The organism is Azospirillum sp. A23 (genome assembly GCF_042938965.1).
In the GTDB taxonomy this organism is placed as follows: Bacteria; Pseudomonadota; Alphaproteobacteria; order Azospirillales; family Azospirillaceae; genus Azospirillum; species Azospirillum melinis.
The window spans coordinates 2,068,359-2,085,876 of record NZ_CP170667.1; the positions used below are offsets into that span (position 1 = coordinate 2,068,359).

The window sequence follows — 17,518 nt, forward strand, 5'->3', positions numbered from 1 at the left end:
ATTGCCGCAGGACGCGCTTACTGGAGCCGGCAAAAGAGCCCGCGCCTATTCCTTGAAGGCCACCTCACGCTGGCGGCGGAAGGCCGGCAGCAGGATCAGGGCCAGCAGGCCGGCAGCCACCGCCATCAGGCCGGCGCTGATCGGCCGGGAGACGAAGATGCCCAGGTCGCCATGCGACAGCAGCATCGCCCGGCTCAGATTCTCCTCCAGCAGCGGGCCGAGGACGAAGCCCAGCAGCAGCGGCGCCGGTTCGCAGTCCAGCTTCTTCAGCACATAGCCGAACAGACCGAAGCCGGCCATCATCACCACGTCGAACACGTCGTTGCGCAGGCTGTAGGTGCCGATGCAGCAGAAGACCAGGATGGCCGGGAACAGGTAGGCGTAGGGAACGCGCAGCAGCCGCACCCAGATGCCGATCAGCGGCAGGTTCAGCACCACCAGCATGACGTTGCCGACCAGCATGCTGGCGATCATGCCCCAGAACAGGTCGGGCTGCTTGGTCATGATCTGCGGGCCCGGCGTGATGCCGTGGATCATCATCGCGCCGATCATCAGCGCCATCACCGCGTTGGACGGGATGCCGAGGCTGAGCATCGGGATGAAGCTGGCCTGGGCGCCGGCGTTGTTGGCGGCCTCCGGTCCGGCCACGCCCTGGATGGCGCCCTTGCCGAAGGCGGCCGGATCGCGCGCCACCTTCTTTTCCAGCGCGTAGGAGGAAAAGGCGCTCAACGTCGCCCCGCCGCCCGGCAGGATGCCGAGGAAGGCGCCGAGAGCCGTGCCGCGCACGGCGGCCGGCCAAGCGTCCTTGAAGTCCTGCCAGCTCGGCCACAGCCGATGGATCGGCGACGGTTCGATACCGCGTCCCTCCGTCTCCTCCAGATTGATGATGATGTCGGCCAGCCCGAACAGCCCCATTGCGAGCGGCACGAAGTCCAGCCCGTCATAAAGCTGCGGGATGTCGAAAGTGAAGCGCATCTGGCCGGAATTGACGTCGGTGCCGACCATGGAGAGCAGCAGCCCGATCAGGATCATCGCCACCGCCTTGACGACGGATCCATGGGCGAGGATCACCGCGCCGATCAGGCCGACCAGCATCAGCGCCACATATTCCGAGGGCCCGAAGGCCAGCGCCACCCCGGCCAGCGGCGGACCGGCGACGGCGATGACCAGCGTTGTCACGACGCCGGCGAACAGCGAGGCCAGCGCCGCAGTCGCCAGCGCCACGCCACCGCGGCCCTGCCGCGCCATGGCGTTGCCGTCCAGACAGGTCATGACGGACGAGGATTCGCCCGGCAGTTTCACCAGGATGGCGGTGGTCGAGCCGCCATACTGGGCACCGTAGAAGATGCCGGCCAACATGATCAGCGCGCCGACCGGCGGCAGGTAGAAGGTGATCGGCAACAGCAGCGCCACCGTCGCCGTCGGCCCCAGCCCCGGCAGAACGCCGATCAGCGTGCCGATCAGGGCGCCGAGGAAGCAATAGAGCAGGTTCATCGGCTCGACCGACACGCCCAGCCCGAGCCAGAGATTGGCGAAGACGTCCATCATGGCCAGATCTGGAGCGGCAGGCCCAGTCCCCAGGAGAAGATGGCGACGCAAGCGGAGGCCAGCGTGGCCCACAGCGCGGTGAAGGGACCCGGACGCAGCGGCCGGCCGGCCAGCCCGCCGATGCCGATCAACGCCAGGATGGCGAGCACCAGCCCCAGCTTGTCGAGCAGGGCGGCGAAGGCCACCACCGCGACGGTGATGGCGACCGACGGCCGCCATGCCCAGGCCAGCGCCGCCGGCGCATCGGCGGTCAGGGCGCGAAACATCGTCGCGAGCCCGGATGCCAGCAGGAAATAGCAGACGAGCCGCGGGAAGAAGCCGGCCTGCATCATGGCCAGCGACCCGGCTTCCCAATTGCGCGCCAGCCACAGCCCGCCGAGTGCGATGGCGGCGAGCAGCAGCCCGGCCGCAAGGTCCTGGGGCGATCTCAGCCGGAAGGCAGCCGGCCGTGGCGATCTCAGGGTATGTGTCATTGGATGGATGTCCGCTCTCTCAGGCACGCGACGGCGAGTAGGCCGGATGCAGCGCTCTCGCTTCGTGGAACGAGTTCATCGGACGAGGGGCACGGGAGGGAGCGGGGCCGCCCCCAACCGGGCGCAGTCCACACTGGCCGTTCCGAACCCTCGGCACCCGAATCCGCGGGTTGCATTATTGCCCCACGTCGCATCTCCGTCGAGTGTCATATGCATGTCATTGCGCGCTTTAATTCGCGACATAAGGGAATTATCAAACTTTACCCGCGGCATTTTGCGCCAGGACACCCTTTTCGATATCAATAAATTTATTCAATGCACGCATAAGCGCCGATGTGGATGCGGCTGCCGAAGCGAGCGGGACCGGCGCCAGACGCATCGGCACGAAAGAAGGGATGGAACGATGACAGCAGCGACCCGATTACTGCGCAAGGCCGGTGGCCGTGCCGCATCCCTTCTCGGCACGGTGCTGGCGGCGCTGGTTCTGTGCGCCGCGGCCGGCCCGGCGGCGCAGGCCGCCTATCCGGAGAAGCCGATCACCATGATCGTGGCCTATGGGGCCGGCGGATCGACCGACGTGACGGCCCGCATGCTGGCGCCCTATATCGAGCGGTATCTGGGCGGCGTCCGGATCGTCATCCTGAACCGCCCAGGCGCCGGCGGGGAAATCGGCTTCGCCGCCATCGCCGACGCCGTGCCCGACGGCTACACCATCGGCTTCATCAACACGCCGAACCTCATCACCATCCCGATCGAACGGCAGGCGCGCTATGGCCTCGACCGGTTGGACCCGCTGGTGAACATCGTCGACGATCCCGGCGTGATGACCGTCCGCGCCGACAGCCCCTTCCGCTCGGTCGCGGACGTCGTCGCCAATGCCAAGGCCAATCCGCGCGTTCTCACCGTCGGTTCGACCGGCATCGGCTCCGACGACCATCTCGCCATGCTTCTGCTGGAACGGCAGACCGCGGTTCACCTCACCCATGTGCCGTTTCCCGGCAGCGCCGAGAACTACCGGGCGATGCTGGGCCAGCACATCCAGATCTGCGACCAGAATCTGGGCGAGGGGCTGCGCGGAATCGCCGGTGGCGATCCGGTGCGGATGCTGGGCGTGATGAGCCGCTCGCGCTGGGACATGGCGCCCGACCTGCCGACCTTCCGCGAGCAGGGCTATGCCATCGACATGGTGTCGATGCGCGGCATCGGTGCTCCGAAAGGCCTGCCGCCGGAGATCCGCCGCACCCTGATCGAGGCGGTCACCAAGGCCGCCATGGATCCGGAATTCCAGGCCAAGGCGCGCGAGACCTTCCAGCCGTTACGCATCGTCGGCCCCGACGCCTTCGCCGCCGAGCTGAAGCAGTTGGACGGCGAGTTCCGCAGCCTGTGGACCGAGATGCCCTGGAAGTGACGGCCTGGATATAAGAACCGATTGCGAAACGATCCGGTCCGTTAGGCCTTCGTTCCGGTATCGTAACGGATCGGGTCGGTCATTCCGGCTTCGGAAAAGCCCTTGAGACGCAGCAGGCAGCTGTCGCAGGCGCCGCAGGACAGCCCCTCCGGCGTCGGGTCGTAGCAGGAGTGGGTGAGGCTGTAGTCCACCCCCAGCTCCAGCCCGCGGCGGACGATGGCGGCCTTGTCCAGCGTCATCAGCGGCGCATGGATCTTGAAGCGGCTGGTGCCTTCGACCCCGGCCTTGGTGGCAAGGTTGGCGAGTGTTTCGAAGGCCGCGATGTATTCGGGGCGGCAGTCGGGATAGCCGGAGTAATCCAGCGCATTGACGCCGATGAACAGGTCGGAAGACCCCAGTGTTTCCGCCCAGGCCAGCGCGAAGGACAGGAAGACGGTGTTGCGCGCCGGGACGTAGGTGACGGGGATGCCCTCGCCCAGCCCGGCTTGCAGATCGGCGGCACTGTCGTGCTTCGGCACGGCGATGGAGTCGGTCAGGGCCGAGCCGCCGAAGGCGCGCAGGTCGATGTCGGCGATCACATGCCGCTCCACCCCCATCGCCGCCACCACCCGCCGCGCTGCTTCCAGTTCCACCGAATGGCGCTGGCCGTAGCGGAAGCTGAGCGCATTGACCCGATAGCCTTCGGCTTTGGCGATGGCGAGCACCGTCGTCGAGTCGAGCCCGCCGCTGACCAGCACCACCGCGTCCCTGACACCGTTCCGATCCGCCATCGCACACCTCTGCCTTTCCGAAACCGTCCGCCCGACAGGGCGGACATCCCGCGACAGCTTCTGGCACATTCGGGCGGCACAGGCCAGTTCAGGACATCGACGCCAGCAACTCGGCGATGGTCATGATGCGCGACGGCGGCAGCCGGATGGTGGCGGTACAGCCCTGCCCCGGCGCACTGTCCAACGTCAGCGTGCCGCCATGCGCCTCAACCAGACGCAGCGCCAGCGGCAGGCCGAGACCGATGCCTTCGTGACGGCGGGTGACGGTCTGGTCGATCTGGCCGAAGGGGGTGAGCGCTTTTTCGACGTCCTCCTGCCGCATGCCGACGCCGCGGTCGCGCACCGTCAACTCCACCCAGCCATCGGTGGCGAGCCCGGCGGTCAGGCTGACCGGGCCACCCGGATGGCTGAACTTGATGGCGTTGGACAGCAGGTTCCCCAAGGCCTGCCCAAGGCGGCGGTCGTCGCCGCGGATGGGCGGCAGGTCGCCGTCGGCCGCCACCTCGACCGTCACGCCCTGACGGGTGGCGTGGAAGCGCAGATCCGCCACCACGCGCTCGATCAACGCCGACAGGTTCACCGATCCTTCGACCAGCGAGAACCCGCCGGCATCGACGCGCGCCATGTCGAGGATGTCGTCGATGATCGCCAGAAGCTGTTCGCCGGCCTGCCGGATCGCCCCGACGCAGTCAGCCACCAAGTCATTTTGCCGCCCACCCGCCGCGGCAGTCCCGGCTTGCGTCTCCAGCAGTTGGGAAAAGCCGATCACCGCGTTCAGCGGGGTGCGCAACTCGTGGCTCATCGTCGCGATGAAGGTCGATTTCGCCTGGTTGCCGGCCTCCGCCGCCTCTTTGGCGGCCAGAAGCTCGGCCTCGGCCCGCCGGCGCTCGGTCACGTCGCGAAGAATGGCGGTATAGACCCGCCGCCCCTCCACTTCGCTGGCGCTGACCGACAGTTCGACCGGAAAACGGGTGCCGTCGGCACGCTCCGCCTCCGCTGCGCGGTCGCGGGCGACCAGGGCGGTGGCCTGGCCGGGCGCGAACTCCAGCCGGATGCCGCCCTCCTCCCGCAAATCGGCCAGCGGGATCAGGCGGTCGAGCGGACGCCACAGCAGGTCGCCCGCCGCAACGCCGAACATGGCCTCCGCCGCACGGTTGAAGCTGAGCAGCACGCCCGCCTCGTCGACGGTCAGGATCGCGTCGGCGGCAGTGTCGAGAACCGCCTCGTTGCGCGCCTCCGACAGGCGGAGCGCGTTGGCGGTGAGCACATATTCGCTGACGTCGGTGATGGTGGCGATGGTGCCGCCATCCTCCAGGCGGATGCGCTGGCACAGCACCCGGCGGTCGGCGCCCGTGCCGTCGGGATCGTGGAAGCGGAAATCGGTCGCCGCGGCATCGCAGCCCGAGTCCAACCGCCAATCCGCCGCCACCCGCTCCCGGTCCTCCGGATGCACGGCATCGAGCCAGCCCCTGCCGAGCAACCGGTCGGGCTCCAGCCCGGTGATCCCGGCCAGACGGGCATTGGCGAACTGCACCTGCCCGGCGGAATCGGCCTGCAATATGCCGACCGGCACCGCCTCCGCCAGGGTGCGATAGCGCGCCTCGCTGGCGCGCAGCCGTTCCGACAGGGCGATGTGGTCGCTGATGTCGCGGATGTTCAGCACCAGCCCGCCGATGGCCGGATCGGCCAGTTCGTTGCGGGTGGTGACCTCCAGCCAGCGCCAGCCGCCATCGGCATGGCGGAAGCGGAAAACGGTGCGGCCGCTGCTGCCCGCGGGAGCGTTCACGCGGAGTTGCAGCCGGTGCTGCGCCTCCTCGACATCGTCGGGGTGGATATGCTCGCCGAGCGACGCGCCGGTCAGGGCCTCCGGCGGATAGCCCAGCAGATCGCCCGCGGAGTCGCCAATGTGGCAGACACGCCCGTCCGGCGACAGCACCGCGACAAGCTCGCGGCGATCCTGGAACAGGCCGCCGATCCTGAGTTCCCTGGACAGGCCATCCTGCAAGACGACACCCCCGACCCTGATGCGGACGGCGGGATTGCGCTCGATCCCGCCGTCCGCAGGGTAACCAGAGGGCGTTAACGGTTCATGTCAGGATTAACCCGACTCCGGGTGCATGATTTCCGCGTTGAAACCCCTATCCCCGCCGCAGGGACAGGAAGGATGTCAATGATTCCAGCACCGCATCGGGGGACTCGGTCATCACCATATGCCCGGTCTGCGGCAGGACGACGACCTGCGATGTCTTGACGCGGGTGGCCAGCGACCGTCCGGCCTTCGCCGGGGTCATCTTGTCGAGCGCGCCCAGCAGGAACAGCGCCGGACAGCCGACCATCGCAGCGGCATCGGCCCCCTGCCCATAGTCGTTGCAGGCGGCGAGATCGACGCCCAGCACGCCCGGACGCACCGAAGCCATCAGCCGGCGCCCGCCGGGGATCAGCGCCAGCCCCGGCGTCGGACAGCCGCCGCCCTGGGCACCGCCATGGCCGCGCGGGCCGGAGCCCCAGCCGATCACCATCTCGATGGCCGACTGTTCGCCGGCATGGGCCGCGGCCAGCAGGTCCGGATGGACCGGCATCCGCTCCGCCACGCCCAGCAATGCCACCGCCTCGACCCGGCCTCCATGGCGTGCGGCGGCGTCCAGCGCCACAAGCGCGCCCATGGAATGGCCGACCAGCGCCGCCCGCTCCAGCCCGGCGGCGTCCAGCAGGGCGATCGCCCAGTCGGCGATGGCGGCGATGCTGTCCAGCGGCTCGCCGCCGGAGCGGCCATGGCCGGGCAGATCGACCGCCAGGACGGAGCGGCCATGGTGGGCGAGATAGCGGCTTTGCAGGCTCCACACGCTGTGGTCCATGCCGGCGCCGTGGATCAGCACGACAGCCGGACGGGCGGGGTCGATGTCCCAGCCGCCGGTGTGAACGAAGACGGGGTTTCCGTTGACGGTCAGCTGCATGGCGCGGCCCTCAGCCCTTGGTGGCGGCGCGCAGCGCCTGCTTCAGGTCGTCGATCAGGTCTTCGCAATCCTCCAACCCGATGGACAGGCGGATCATGTCCTCCCCCACCCCGGAGGCGGCGAGCGCTTCGGCGTCGAGCTGGGCGTGGGTGGTGCTGGCCGGATGGATCACCAGCGACTTGGCGTCGCCGACATTGGCGAGGTGCGAGAACAGCGTCAGCGACTCGATGAAGCGCCGTCCGGCCTCGCGGCCGCCGCCCTGCGCACCGGCCCGGATGCCGAAGGAGATGATCGAACCGGCGCCATGCGGCAGCAGCCGGGCGGCCAGAGCATGGTCGGGATGATCGACAAGCTCCGGATAGGAGACCCAGGCGACCGCACCCTTCTCCGAATTCAACTCCCCTTCCAGGAAGCAGACGACCTTGCGGGCGTTGTGGATGTGGCACTTCATGCGCAGCGGCAGCGTTTCCACGCCCTGCAGGATCTGGAAGGCGTTCATCGGGCTCATGCAGGCGCCGAAATCGCGCAGGCCCTCGGCACGGGCGCGGGCGATGAAGGCGGCCGGGCCGTATTCCTCGGCGAAATCGATGCCGTGATAGCCGGCATAGGGCTCGGTCAGGGTCGGGAACTTGCCCGACGCCTCCCAGTCGAAGCGGCCGCCATCGATCACCACGCCGCCGATGGCGGTGCCATGCCCGCTCAGCCACTTGGTGCAGGAATGCATGACCAGATCGGCGCCATGCTCGAACGGCCGGCAGAGATAGGGGGTGGTAAAGGTCGAGTCGATCAGCAGCGGGATGCCGGCCTCATGCGCGATGGCCGCGACCTTCGGCACGTCCAGCACCTCCAGCCCGGGATTGCCCAGCACCTCGCCGAAGACCAGCCGGGTTTCCGGACGGATCGCGGCGCGGATGCCGTCGAAGTCGCGCGGATGGACGAAGGTCGTAGTGATGCCGAAGCGCGGCAGGGTATAGGCCAGCAGGTTGCGGCTGCCGCCGTAGATGGAGGAGGAGGCGACGATGTGCCCGCCCGCCCCCATCAGCGTCATGATGGCGAGCGTCAGCGCCGCCTGTCCGCTGGCGGTGCAGACCGCGCCCACCCCGCCTTCCAGCGTCGCCAGCCGCTCTTCCAGCACCGCGACGGTGGGGTTGGAGATGCGCGAATAGATGTGGCCGGGCCGCTCCAGGTTGAACAGCGCCGCCGCCTGATCGACGTCGCTGAAGACGTAGGAGGAGGTCAGATGGATCGGAACCGCCCGCGCCCCGGTGGCCGGATCGGGCTTCTGCCCCGCATGCAGGCTCTGCGTGTCGAACTTCAGAAACTTGGCGCCAGCCATGCTCCCCCTCCCCTCGAAGTTGGCACCGAAAATTAAAAGAGGGCCGCCTGCGATGGAGCGGCCCCCTTTGCTTTTCAGCGTCTTATTTGCCAGCCCTGTTCAACCCGCATTCCTGCGGCATCGACGGTGCGGAAGCGTATGGAGACGTGACGCGTGCGTCAAGGTGGTTGGATCGATGAAAAAGCCGGCCAATTGACAAGTTTGCGCGAATGAGAACAAGTTGCAACAAGTGCCGGGAGGGACTAAAAGGCGGCGATGGCTTGGCCCCCAAGGCCCGGCCTGTCCGAAGAAGAGGTTGGAATGAAGATCTCCCGCTCCCGGTTCGTCCGGTCGCTCGCCCTCGCCTCCGCTCTCGCCGCCCTGCCGGTCGTGGCCCTTCCCGGGTTTGCCTCGGCCCAGACGGCGCCGAGCGCTGATGGCATCACGGTCTACAACGCCCAGCATGCCAGCCTGACCAAGGAGTGGGTGGAACGCTTCACCCGTGAGACCGGCATCAAGGTGACGGTGCGCAACGGCAGCGACATGGAGCTGGGGAACCAGATCGTGCAGGAGGGCGCCGCCTCCCCCGCCGATGTTTTCCTGACGGAGAATTCGCCGGCGATGGCCCTGGTCGACAATGCCGGGCTGTTCGCACCGCTCGGCGCCGAAACGCTGGCCCCGGTGCCTGAGAGCTTCCGCCCGGCGAACGGCCATTGGGTCGGCATCGCCGCCCGCTCCACCGTCTTCGCCTACAACACCGGCAAGCTGACGCAGGACAAGCTGCCGAAGTCGCTGCTCGACCTCGCCAATCCGGAGTGGAAGGGCCGCTGGGCCGCCTCGCCCGCCGGTGCCGATTTCCAGGCCATCGTCGGCGCGCTCCTCCAGCTGAAGGGCGAGGCGGCCACCGCCTCCTGGCTGAAGGCGATGAAGGAGAACGCCAAGCCCTACCGCGGCAACAGCGTCGCCATGAAGGCGGTGAATGCCGGCGAGGTCGAGGGCGCGGTGATCTACCATTATTATTACATCGGCGATCAGGCCCGCACCGGCGGCGAGAACAGCAAGAACGTCGCCCTGCACTATTTCCGCAACGCCGATCCCGGCGCGTTCGTCAGCATCTCCGGCGCCGGCATGCTGGCATCCAGCAAGAACAAGCGCGAGGCCGAGGCCTTCGTGAAGTTCCTGACCGGCAAGGGCGGGCAGGAAGTGCTGCGCGACGGCGACTCCTATGAATATGCCGTTGCCGGCGGCATCGCGTCCAATGCGAAGCTGGAGCCACTCGACAAGCTGCAGGCGCCGAAGGTCAAGCCGGAGGCCCTCAACAATAAGGCCGTCACCGACTTGATGACCGCGGCCGGCCTGCTGTAATCCAATCTGCCGCCACCCGCGGCATCGACTTCGCGGGCGGCGGCAGTTCAGGCCCGTCCATCCGGACGGACCCGGAGCCGGTTCCGGAGTTCACCGTCATCGCTCTTCACCCGCACTCTTCCCAGCCGCAGGCGGACCGCGACCGCCCCACGCTCCACGCCGCGGCCTCCCTCGTCACCGCACGCCGCCCGAAGCGGGCGGCACTGCCTGTCCTGGCCGTCACCTCGGTGGTCGCGGCGCTTGCGCTGATGCCGCTCGCCTTCGTCGTCTGGATCACCATCCAAACCGGATGGGACACGGTGATCGAACTGGTATTCCGCCGCCGGGTCGGCGAACTGCTGGTGAACACGCTGCTGCTGGTGCTGCTGACCCTGCCGCTTTCCATTCTGGTGGCGGTCACGCTGGCTTGGCTGACCGAGCGCTCGGACCTGCCGGGACGGCGGTTCTGGGCCTGGCTGGCGGTGGCGCCGCTGGCGGTCCCCGCCTTCGTCCACAGCTATGCCTGGGTCACCGTTGCGCCCGGCCTGCATGGGCTGGCGGCGGCGGTGCTGGTCTCGGTGCTCGCCTATTCCCCGTTCCTCTATTTGCCGGTCGCCGCCCAGCTGCGCCGGCTCGATCCGACGATGGAGGATGTCGCCGCCTCGCTCGGCCACGGACCGTGGCGGGTTTTCCTGACGGTGGTGCTGCCCCAGCTGCGGCTGGCGGTCTGCGGCGGCTCGCTGCTGATCGGCCTTCATCTGCTGGCCGAATACGGCCTCTACGTCATGATCCAGTTCGACACCTTCACCACCGCCATCGTCGACCAGTTCCAGTCGGCCTACAACGGCCCGGCGGCGAACATGCTGGCCGGCGTTCTGGTGCTGGTCTGCATGGGGCTGATGGGTGGCGAGGTGCTGCTGCGCGGGCAGGAACGCTACGCCCGTGTCGGCAGCGGTGCAGCAAGGCGGGCCGCCCCGGTGGAACTCGGCCACGCGACCTTGCTTTGCCTGCTGATCCCGCTGCTGTTCGCCGCACTCTCGCTCGGCGTCCCGCTGCTGACGCTCGGCCGCTGGCTGGCCATCGGCGGTTCCCGCATCTGGCAGGGCGCCGACATCGGCGGCGCCATCGTCCAGACCGTCGCCCTGGCGCTGGCCGGCGCGCTGCTGACCACGCTCGCCGCCGCACCGATGGCCTGGCTGTCGGTGCGCGCCCCCGGCCGGCTCCAACGGGTTCTGGAAGCCTGCCATTACTATGTCGGCTCGCTGCCGGGCGTGGTCGTCGCACTGTCGCTGGTGACGATCACCGTGCGGGTCGCGCTGCCGCTCTACCAGACCGTCGGCACGGTGCTGCTGGCCTACATGCTGCTGTTCCTGCCGCGGGCCCTGGTCGGACTGCGGGCCAGCCTCGCCCAGGCGCCGGTCGAGCTGGAGCGGGCGGCCATGGCGCTGGGCCGGACGCCGTTGCAGGCGGTGCGCCAGATCACCTTCCGGCTCGCCGCGCCCGGTGCGGCGGCCAGCATGGCGATGGTGGCGCTCGGCATCACCAACGAGCTGACGGCGACGCTGATGCTCGCCCCCAGCGGGACGCGCACGCTGGCCACCGAATTCTGGGCGATGACCAGCGAGATCGACTATGCGGGGGCCGCCCCCTATGCGGTGATGATGGTCGCCGCGTCGCTGCCGATGACGATCCTTCTCCACATCCAATCGAAACGGGCCGCCGGACGATGAGTTTCCTTCAGGTTCAGGGACTGGGAAAACGGTATGGCGACGCGGTGGCGCTGGAGGATGTCGACCTCTCGGTGCCCGCCGGCAGCCGCACCGCCATCGTCGGCCGCTCCGGGTCGGGGAAGACCACGCTTCTGCGCATCGTCGCCGGCTTCGAATCCGCCGACAGCGGCCGTATCCTGCTCGACGGGCACCCGCTGGTGGACGGCGCCGGCGTCGTGCCTGCCCACCGCCGCGGCATCGGCTATGTGCCGCAGGACGGCGCGCTGTTCCCGCACCTCAGCATCGCCGACAACATCGGTTTCGGGCTGGAGCGCGGCGATGCCGGTCGGCGGAGCCGCATCCTGGAATTGCTGGATGCGGTGGAACTCGATCCGCAGATGCTGGAGCGGCGGCCGCACGAACTGTCCGGCGGCCAGCAGCAGCGTGTGGCACTCGCCCGCGCGCTTGCCCGCAAACCGGCCCTGATGCTGCTGGACGAGCCCTTCTCCGCGCTCGACACCGGCTTGCGCGACTCCCTGCGCCGCACTGTCGCCCGGGTGCTCTGCGAAGCCGGCATCGCGACGATCCTCGTCACCCACGATCAGGCCGAAGCGCTGTCCTTCGCCGATCAGGTGGCGGTGATGCGCGAAGGCCGCCTGACACAGGTCGGCTCACCCCAGGAGCTGTATCGACGACCGCGCGACCGCGAGACGGCGGCATTCCTGGGCGATGCGATCATCCTGCCGGCGGACGTCGAAAACGGCTGGGCGAATTGCAGCCTCGGCCGCTTGGCGGTGACCGCCGGTCCCCAGCGCGGCGCGGGAGAGATCATGCTGCGCCCCGAGCAACTCCGGCTGGTGGTCGACGACCGCGACGCCCCGCCGAACGCCCCATCGAACGTCGGGGAGAGCACTGCGCAAAGCTGGGGCCGGGTCGTCGACGTCGAGTTCGGCGGCTCCGTCTGCAAGGTCGCGGTGGCGCTCGGCAATGTGCCGGGTCAGCGCAACCCGCTGCTTCTGCGCCATTCCAGCCTGGACCTGCCGAGGATCGGCAGCCGCGTCCGCATCCATGTCGAGGGCGAGGCTCATCTCTTCGACACGCCCCTGCGCTGATGGGCGGGCGGATCAGGCGGTGAGGCCCGTCGATGACGGCTCGTCCCGCACCCCCACCATCGTCTCCTCCGCCAGCCAGTCCACCACCCGCCGCAAAGCCTCGTCCTCCGTAGCGCCGTCGGCGAGCGCCGCCTGGAAGATCTCGATCTGCCGGTGCGCGCTGGTGCCGCGCCTGAGGATGTCGCGCGCCCGCCCGACCTCGGCGGTGCAGCCGAAATGCTCGGCATCCTCGCGGGTCAGGTCGATGATCTCGTCCAGCAGGTCGGCGTAGGGCACGATGCGGCCCTGCCCGAAATCGACCAGCCCGCTGTCCAGGCCATAGCGCTGGGCGCGCCAGCGGTTTTCCTCGATCAGCAGGTTCTTGTAGGGCCGCCACGTCACATTGCGCAGCTTCAGCCGCCACAACATGCGCAGCAGGCAGCGATACAGCGCCGCCACCGTCACCGCATCGTCCAGCCGGGTGCAGATGTCGGTGATGCGCATCTCCAAAGTCGGGAAGCGCGAGGACGGGCGGATGTCCCACCACAGCTTGCTGGCATCCTCGATCACCCCGGCATTCACCAGCACCGCGACATGGCTCTGATACTCGCCATAGCTCTGGAAGCCGGCGGGCATGCCGGTGCGCGGCAACTCGTGCCAGACACTCAGCCGGTAGGAGCGGCGCTCCATGTCGCGCCCGCGCCAGAAGGGCGAGGAGGTCGACAGCGCCAGCAGATGCGGCAGGAAGTAGCGGACCTGATTCATCAGGTCGATGCGCAGGTCGTCATCCTCGATCCCGACATGGACATGCATGCCGCAGATCATCAGACGGCGGGCCGGCGCACCGAGGTCGCGGGCCAGCATGTTGTAACGGTCGCGGTTGGTGTGCTTCTGCGGCTCCCATGCGGCGAAGGGATGGGTCGAGGCGGCGATCGGCGCCAGCCCGTAGCGGTCGGCCACCCCGGCCACCGTGCCGCGCAGCGCCGCCAGTTCGGCCCGTGCCTCGTCCAGCGTCTTGCAGACCGGCGTTCCCACCTCGATCTGGCAGCGCAGGAATTCCGGATGGATGCGGCCGGGCGCCTGTTCCTGGCAGGCTTCCAGCATCTCGTCCGGCGGGCTGGTCACGATGTCGCGCGTGCCGCGGTCGACCAGCAGATATTCCTCTTCCAGGCCGAGGGTGAAGGACGGTTCGGTCACGGTGCTTTTCATGCGGTGTCAGCCCGGGGATAATGGTGGACGACCGTCAGCGACGGCAGGGAGAGCAGCGGTTCCAGCGCATCGCCGATCACCTGCGCCCAGAGATCGGCGCCCTCCGGTGTGGCGATCAGATCCTGCCGCACCTCGAGCAGGACATTGGGGTAGCCGGCGGGGGTCGCATGGGTCTCCACCGTGCCGCCCAACGTGCCCCGGCCGGAATAGGGCTGGTTGTCGCCGACGCACCAGCGGCCGTCGGCCTTCAGCGCGTCGATCAGCGGCACCGGCAGGCGCGGATCATTGTCCCACAGCACGCCGATGTGCCAGGGCCGCGCCACCCCGCGCATGGCCGGGGTGAAGCTGTGCACCGAAACGAGCACCGGCACCTGCCCGCGGGCACGGATCGACGCCACCGCCACCGCCACCGCGGCGTGGTAGGGCTTGAACAACGCCTCCACCCGCTGCGCCTGGGCCTGGGCATCGAGCGCACGGTTGCCGGGGATCACCACGTCGTCGCTGACCACCGGGATGGCGGTCGGATCCTCAAGCGCCCGGTTCGGATCGATCACCAGCCGGGAGAATCCGGAAAGCACCGCGGTGGCGCCGAACCGCTCCGCCAGCCGCCGCGTCACCTCGGCAGCTCCGATGTCATAGGCGATGTGGCGGCAGAGCTGCTCCTCCGGCAGACCGAGGTCGGCCAGCGACCGCGGAATCGCGCGCGATGCGTGGTCGCACAGCAGCAGCAGCGGTCCCCCGGCATCCGGGTTCAGCGTTGTCGCCGGCGGCGGATCGTCAGGGCCCAGCAGCGGAGGGAGACTGCGCGGCGCCGGTGCGGGCGCGGTGACGGGCTGGCGATGTTCGGAGGGTGATGTGGCCATATGCCACACTAACGCAACCGCCACGCCGGGCGGAAGCGCGGCCGATGGTGGTAGCCCGAACGGCAAGCTGGTAGGCTGTCCTTCCCTCTCCCGCGCGAACCCACCCGGAAGACGACCCGCATGCTTCGCCTGCTTTCCCTCTGCCTTGCCGTGATGGCGCTGCTCAGCGCTTGCGGACCCGTTTACGAGACGCAGTACAGCCTCGTCCCGCCAAGCTCCGCCGAAGGTCGGCTCTGCGTCAACCAATGCCAGCAGAACCGCAACTATTGCCGCCAGAATTGTAGCATGTCGCAGCAGGCCTGCGTGAACGAGGCACGGTCGCGCGCCCTCTACGAATATCAGGCCTACGTCAACCGCCAGCAGGCGGAGAAGAAGCCGATCAAGAAGTCGGTCGGCGATTTCGACCGCTCCTACTCCTGCGGCAACAGCAGCTGCGAAGCGCGCTGCGAGTCCGACTATCGCGACTGTTTCGGCGGAAGCTGCGGCGGGCAGGTGGTCGCCAAGCGAGTCTGCACCGCCTTCTGCGACCAGGAAAAGCCGGCGCCCGCCGCACCGATGCTGAGCCCGGTGCCGCCGGGCGGCGTTCAGGCGCCGATGATGCAGGCGCCGACGGGAGCTGCTCCGATGTCCAACAACGGTGGCTACGCCGCCGGTTCGTCGCTGTGCCAGCCCGGCATGCGGGTGTCGGTGGAATGGAAGGGCGACTGGTATCCGGCCACCGTCAAGGACCATCCGCGCAAGGATGGCCGCTGCCCGGTCCACTATGACGATTTCGGCTCGGAAGACGACGAGTCGGTCGCGCTGCGCCGCATCCGTCCGCGCTGATCCGCCGTTTCCCGGCCACTGCTTCTCCGGCCGCAGCCGGCAGCCTCCGGGAGAGTCCCGGAGGCGCACGGCAGCCATGACTTGCGTCCCGCTGGTCCGGCAACCGGGCGGTCGTTATAAGCGGTCCATGCCAGACGCCAGTGCCTTCCCAGCCGATCATGCGTACCGGACCCAGCGCATCGCCCTGATCGCGCTGCTGGTCGGCGCCCTGGGCATCGCCTTCGCCCCCATCTTCGTCCGGCTGTCGGAAGTCGGACCGGTCGCCACCGGCTTCTGGCGGACCGCACTGGCGATGCCGGCACTGGGGCTGTGGATGGCCGCCGAGTCGCGGCAGCGGGGCGGGCGTTCCAGCCGCCGTCCCTCCTCCGTCTCCGACTATGCCCGCCTGTCGCTGGCCGGTCTGTTCTTCGCCGGCGACCTCGCGATCTGGCACACCTCGATTCGCTACACCTCGGTTGCCAACTCCACGCTGCTGGCGAACTTCGCCCCGCTCTACGTGGCGCCGGCCGCGTGGTTCCTGTTCAAGGAGCGGATCACCCGCCGCTTCGTCATGGGCATGCTGCTGGCGCTGGCCGGAGCCATCGTGCTGATGGGCGAGAGCTTCCAACTTGACGCCGACCATCTGTTCGGCGATGGGCTGGCCCTGCTCACCGCCGCCTTCTATGCCGGCTACATCCTGTCGGTCGGGCGGCTGCGCGCGGAATTCTCCACCGCCACCATCATGACCTGGAGCGGCGCGATATCCGCCTTGGTGCTGCTGCCGATCGGGCTGTATGACGGCGAGGCGATGCTGCCGGCGAGCGCGTCCGGCTGGGCCGTGCTGGCGGGCCTCGCCCTGTTCAGCCATGCCTGCGGCCAGAGCCTGATCGCCTACGCCCTGGCGCATCTGCCGGCGTCCTTCTCGTCGGTCAGCCTGCTGCTTCAACCGGCGGCAGCGGCCATCCTCGCCTGGATTCTCCTGAGCGAGCCTCTGGGTCCCTTGCAGGCGCTGGGTGCCGCAGTAATCCTGGTGGGCATCCTGCTCGCCCGTCCCGGCGGCCGCTGACACCCAGGTCCAGGCAGTTGTCCATCGCCATCGCCGCCATAGTTTTCCATCCCGTGGGCAAGGCGCCGCAGCACGGCGGTCGGGCATTGACCGCACCCGTCGGGACCGTTACCGGTATGACCATTCAGCAATGAACCGCCTTCCGACCAAAGGGGAACAACCCGTGCCCGGCACCGACGACAGCGCTCACGTCCCCTCCTCCTCCCAGCGCATTTCGGAATGGGTGGCCCAACAGCTCCTCGACCGCATCGCGCGTGGCGAGCTGGTGCCGGGGGAACGTCTGCCGGGCGAGCGTCAGCTGGCGGAACAGCTGCATGTCAGCCGGGTTTCCGTCCGCGCTGCGCTGCAGAAGCTGAAGACCCAGGGCTTCCTGACCGCAGTCCAGGGCGGTGGCACCCGTGTCGTGTCATCGGCCGGCATGATGGACGGCGCGCTGACGGCGATGGTGCGCAGCACCCACCAGAACCTGTGCGACCTCGTCGAAATCCGCATGGCGCTGGAGAGCTGGGCCGCCCGCCGTGCCGCGGAACGCGCGACACCGGAGCAGATCGACACCATCGGCCGCATCCTGGCGGCGATGAGCGAGACCAATCGCGACGGCGGACGTGCGGCGGATGACATGGACTTCCATGTCGCGGTCGCCCAGGCATCCGGCAGCCCGGTCTACCTCCATCTGCTGTCGACCATCCGCGACATCCTCGGCAACATGGTCGAGATGAAGCACACCGAGCCCTTCATGGAAAACCATGAGGCTTTGATGATCGAGCATCACCGCGCCATCCATCAGGCACTCGCCCGCCGTGACCCGGACGGCGCCGCGAGCGCCGTCACCGCCCATCTCGGCTGGATCCTGGCGCGCTACCGCACGATGTCCGACCATTCCACCGGCGGCACCGACAGCGCGACCGACGCCTCCCCTTCCCCCAGCGCCGGCTGAAGCCGGCGGCCCGACAACAAGCCGGCA

At 68.6% G+C, this 17,518-nt stretch carries 15 protein-coding genes; 7 read left to right on the forward strand and 8 right to left on the reverse strand.

All coding sequences use genetic code 11. From position 1 onward, the window contains the following. Window positions 1-45 precede the first annotated feature (45 nt). On the reverse strand, window positions 46-1,548 hold the full coding sequence (locus ABNQ40_RS27120; RefSeq protein ID WP_391347923.1) for a tripartite tricarboxylate transporter permease: 1,503 nt from the start codon (window positions 1,546-1,548) through the stop codon (window positions 46-48). After that, the gene (locus ABNQ40_RS27125; RefSeq protein WP_109051325.1) at window positions 1,545-2,021 is read right to left on the reverse strand and encodes a tripartite tricarboxylate transporter TctB family protein; all 477 of its coding nucleotides are present in this window, start codon (window positions 2,019-2,021) and stop codon (window positions 1,545-1,547) included. Before ABNQ40_RS27125 ends, ABNQ40_RS27120 begins: the two co-directional genes overlap by 4 nt. Window positions 2,022-2,424: 403 nt before the next feature. Here ABNQ40_RS27125 and ABNQ40_RS27130 point away from each other — a divergent pair, with 403 nt between their 5' ends. Beyond that, on the forward strand, window positions 2,425-3,429 hold the full coding sequence (locus ABNQ40_RS27130; protein WP_109051326.1) for a tripartite tricarboxylate transporter substrate binding protein: 1,005 nt from the start codon (window positions 2,425-2,427) through the stop codon (window positions 3,427-3,429). A gap of 41 nt (window positions 3,430-3,470) precedes the next feature. On the opposite strand, the gene queC is transcribed toward ABNQ40_RS27130, so the two are convergent. From queC to ABNQ40_RS27150, 4 genes are all read right to left on the reverse strand, one after another. Further along, window positions 3,471-4,199: a 7-cyano-7-deazaguanine synthase QueC gene (gene queC / locus ABNQ40_RS27135; RefSeq protein WP_109051327.1), complete on the reverse strand. Its 729-nt coding sequence runs from the start codon at window positions 4,197-4,199 to the stop codon at window positions 3,471-3,473. Between the two features lie 88 nt (window positions 4,200-4,287). Beyond that, the gene (locus tag ABNQ40_RS27140; RefSeq protein WP_247879968.1) at window positions 4,288-6,204 is read right to left on the reverse strand and encodes a PAS domain S-box protein; all 1,917 of its coding nucleotides are present in this window, start codon (window positions 6,202-6,204) and stop codon (window positions 4,288-4,290) included. Between the two features lie 133 nt (window positions 6,205-6,337). Then, window positions 6,338-7,153 carry an alpha/beta fold hydrolase gene (locus ABNQ40_RS27145; protein ID WP_109051328.1) on the reverse strand — a complete coding sequence of 272 codons (816 nt, stop codon included), beginning with the start codon at window positions 7,151-7,153 and terminating at the stop codon, window positions 6,338-6,340. A gap of 10 nt (window positions 7,154-7,163) precedes the next feature. Continuing rightward, a complete protein-coding gene (locus tag ABNQ40_RS27150; protein ID WP_109051329.1) occupies window positions 7,164-8,489 on the reverse strand; it encodes an O-acetylhomoserine aminocarboxypropyltransferase in 1,326 nt (441 codons plus the stop codon). A 300-nt stretch (window positions 8,490-8,789) separates the two neighbouring features. Here ABNQ40_RS27150 and ABNQ40_RS27155 point away from each other — a divergent pair, with 300 nt between their 5' ends. The 3 genes from ABNQ40_RS27155 to ABNQ40_RS27165 all read left to right on the forward strand — a co-directional run bounded on the left by ABNQ40_RS27155 (window position 8,790) and on the right by ABNQ40_RS27165 (window position 12,633). After that, on the forward strand, window positions 8,790-9,833 hold the full coding sequence (locus ABNQ40_RS27155; RefSeq protein ID WP_109051330.1) for an iron ABC transporter substrate-binding protein: 1,044 nt from the start codon (window positions 8,790-8,792) through the stop codon (window positions 9,831-9,833). 227 nt (window positions 9,834-10,060) lie between these two features. Then, window positions 10,061-11,542: an iron ABC transporter permease gene (locus tag ABNQ40_RS27160; RefSeq protein WP_247879969.1), complete on the forward strand. Its 1,482-nt coding sequence runs from the start codon at window positions 10,061-10,063 to the stop codon at window positions 11,540-11,542. Beyond that, complete coding sequence (locus tag ABNQ40_RS27165; RefSeq protein WP_109051331.1) at window positions 11,539-12,633, forward strand: ABC transporter ATP-binding protein; 1,095 nt, start codon at window positions 11,539-11,541, stop codon at window positions 12,631-12,633. The genes ABNQ40_RS27160 and ABNQ40_RS27165 overlap by 4 nt, the downstream gene beginning before the upstream one ends. 12 nt (window positions 12,634-12,645) lie before the next feature. On the opposite strand, the gene ABNQ40_RS27170 is transcribed toward ABNQ40_RS27165, so the two are convergent. Both ABNQ40_RS27170 and ABNQ40_RS27175 read right to left on the reverse strand, forming a co-directional pair. Then, window positions 12,646-13,809: a carboxylate-amine ligase gene (locus ABNQ40_RS27170; RefSeq protein ID WP_199235595.1), complete on the reverse strand. Its 1,164-nt coding sequence runs from the start codon at window positions 13,807-13,809 to the stop codon at window positions 12,646-12,648. An 8-nt stretch (window positions 13,810-13,817) separates the two neighbouring features. Continuing rightward, the gene (locus tag ABNQ40_RS27175; protein ID WP_199235404.1) at window positions 13,818-14,684 is read right to left on the reverse strand and encodes an N-formylglutamate amidohydrolase; all 867 of its coding nucleotides are present in this window, start codon (window positions 14,682-14,684) and stop codon (window positions 13,818-13,820) included. A gap of 120 nt (window positions 14,685-14,804) precedes the next feature. On the opposite strand from ABNQ40_RS27175, the gene ABNQ40_RS27180 reads away from it, so the two are divergent. From ABNQ40_RS27180 to ABNQ40_RS27190, 3 genes are all read left to right on the forward strand, one after another. Next, window positions 14,805-15,509 (forward strand): hypothetical protein, encoded by a 705-nt coding sequence (locus tag ABNQ40_RS27180; RefSeq protein ID WP_109051334.1) that lies wholly within the window; start codon window positions 14,805-14,807, stop codon window positions 15,507-15,509. A 127-nt stretch (window positions 15,510-15,636) separates the two neighbouring features. After that, window positions 15,637-16,554: a DMT family transporter gene (locus tag ABNQ40_RS27185; RefSeq protein ID WP_109051335.1), complete on the forward strand. Its 918-nt coding sequence runs from the start codon at window positions 15,637-15,639 to the stop codon at window positions 16,552-16,554. A gap of 163 nt (window positions 16,555-16,717) precedes the next feature. Then, on the forward strand, window positions 16,718-17,491 hold the full coding sequence (locus tag ABNQ40_RS27190; protein WP_098740482.1) for a FadR/GntR family transcriptional regulator: 774 nt from the start codon (window positions 16,718-16,720) through the stop codon (window positions 17,489-17,491). The last annotated feature ends 27 nt before the right edge of the window (window positions 17,492-17,518 follow it).

Coding starts and splice junctions, on each gene's coding strand:
- ABNQ40_RS27175 (WP_199235404.1), bottom strand. CDS start 14,684: ATGGCCACATCACCCTCCGAACATCGCCAGCCCGTCACCGCGCCCGCA.
- ABNQ40_RS27185 (WP_109051335.1), top strand. CDS start 15,637: ATGCCAGACGCCAGTGCCTTCCCAGCCGATCATGCGTACCGGACCCAG.
- queC (WP_109051327.1), bottom strand. CDS start 4,199: ATGGCGGATCGGAACGGTGTCAGGGACGCGGTGGTGCTGGTCAGCGGC.
- ABNQ40_RS27145 (WP_109051328.1), bottom strand. CDS start 7,153: ATGCAGCTGACCGTCAACGGAAACCCCGTCTTCGTTCACACCGGCGGC.
- ABNQ40_RS27120 (WP_391347923.1), bottom strand. CDS start 1,548: ATGATGGACGTCTTCGCCAATCTCTGGCTCGGGCTGGGCGTGTCGGTC.
- ABNQ40_RS27130 (WP_109051326.1), top strand. CDS start 2,425: ATGACAGCAGCGACCCGATTACTGCGCAAGGCCGGTGGCCGTGCCGCA.
- ABNQ40_RS27155 (WP_109051330.1), top strand. CDS start 8,790: ATGAAGATCTCCCGCTCCCGGTTCGTCCGGTCGCTCGCCCTCGCCTCC.
- ABNQ40_RS27165 (WP_109051331.1), top strand. CDS start 11,539: ATGAGTTTCCTTCAGGTTCAGGGACTGGGAAAACGGTATGGCGACGCG.
- ABNQ40_RS27180 (WP_109051334.1), top strand. CDS start 14,805: ATGCTTCGCCTGCTTTCCCTCTGCCTTGCCGTGATGGCGCTGCTCAGC.
- ABNQ40_RS27150 (WP_109051329.1), bottom strand. CDS start 8,489: ATGGCTGGCGCCAAGTTTCTGAAGTTCGACACGCAGAGCCTGCATGCG.
- ABNQ40_RS27125 (WP_109051325.1), bottom strand. CDS start 2,021: ATGACACATACCCTGAGATCGCCACGGCCGGCTGCCTTCCGGCTGAGA.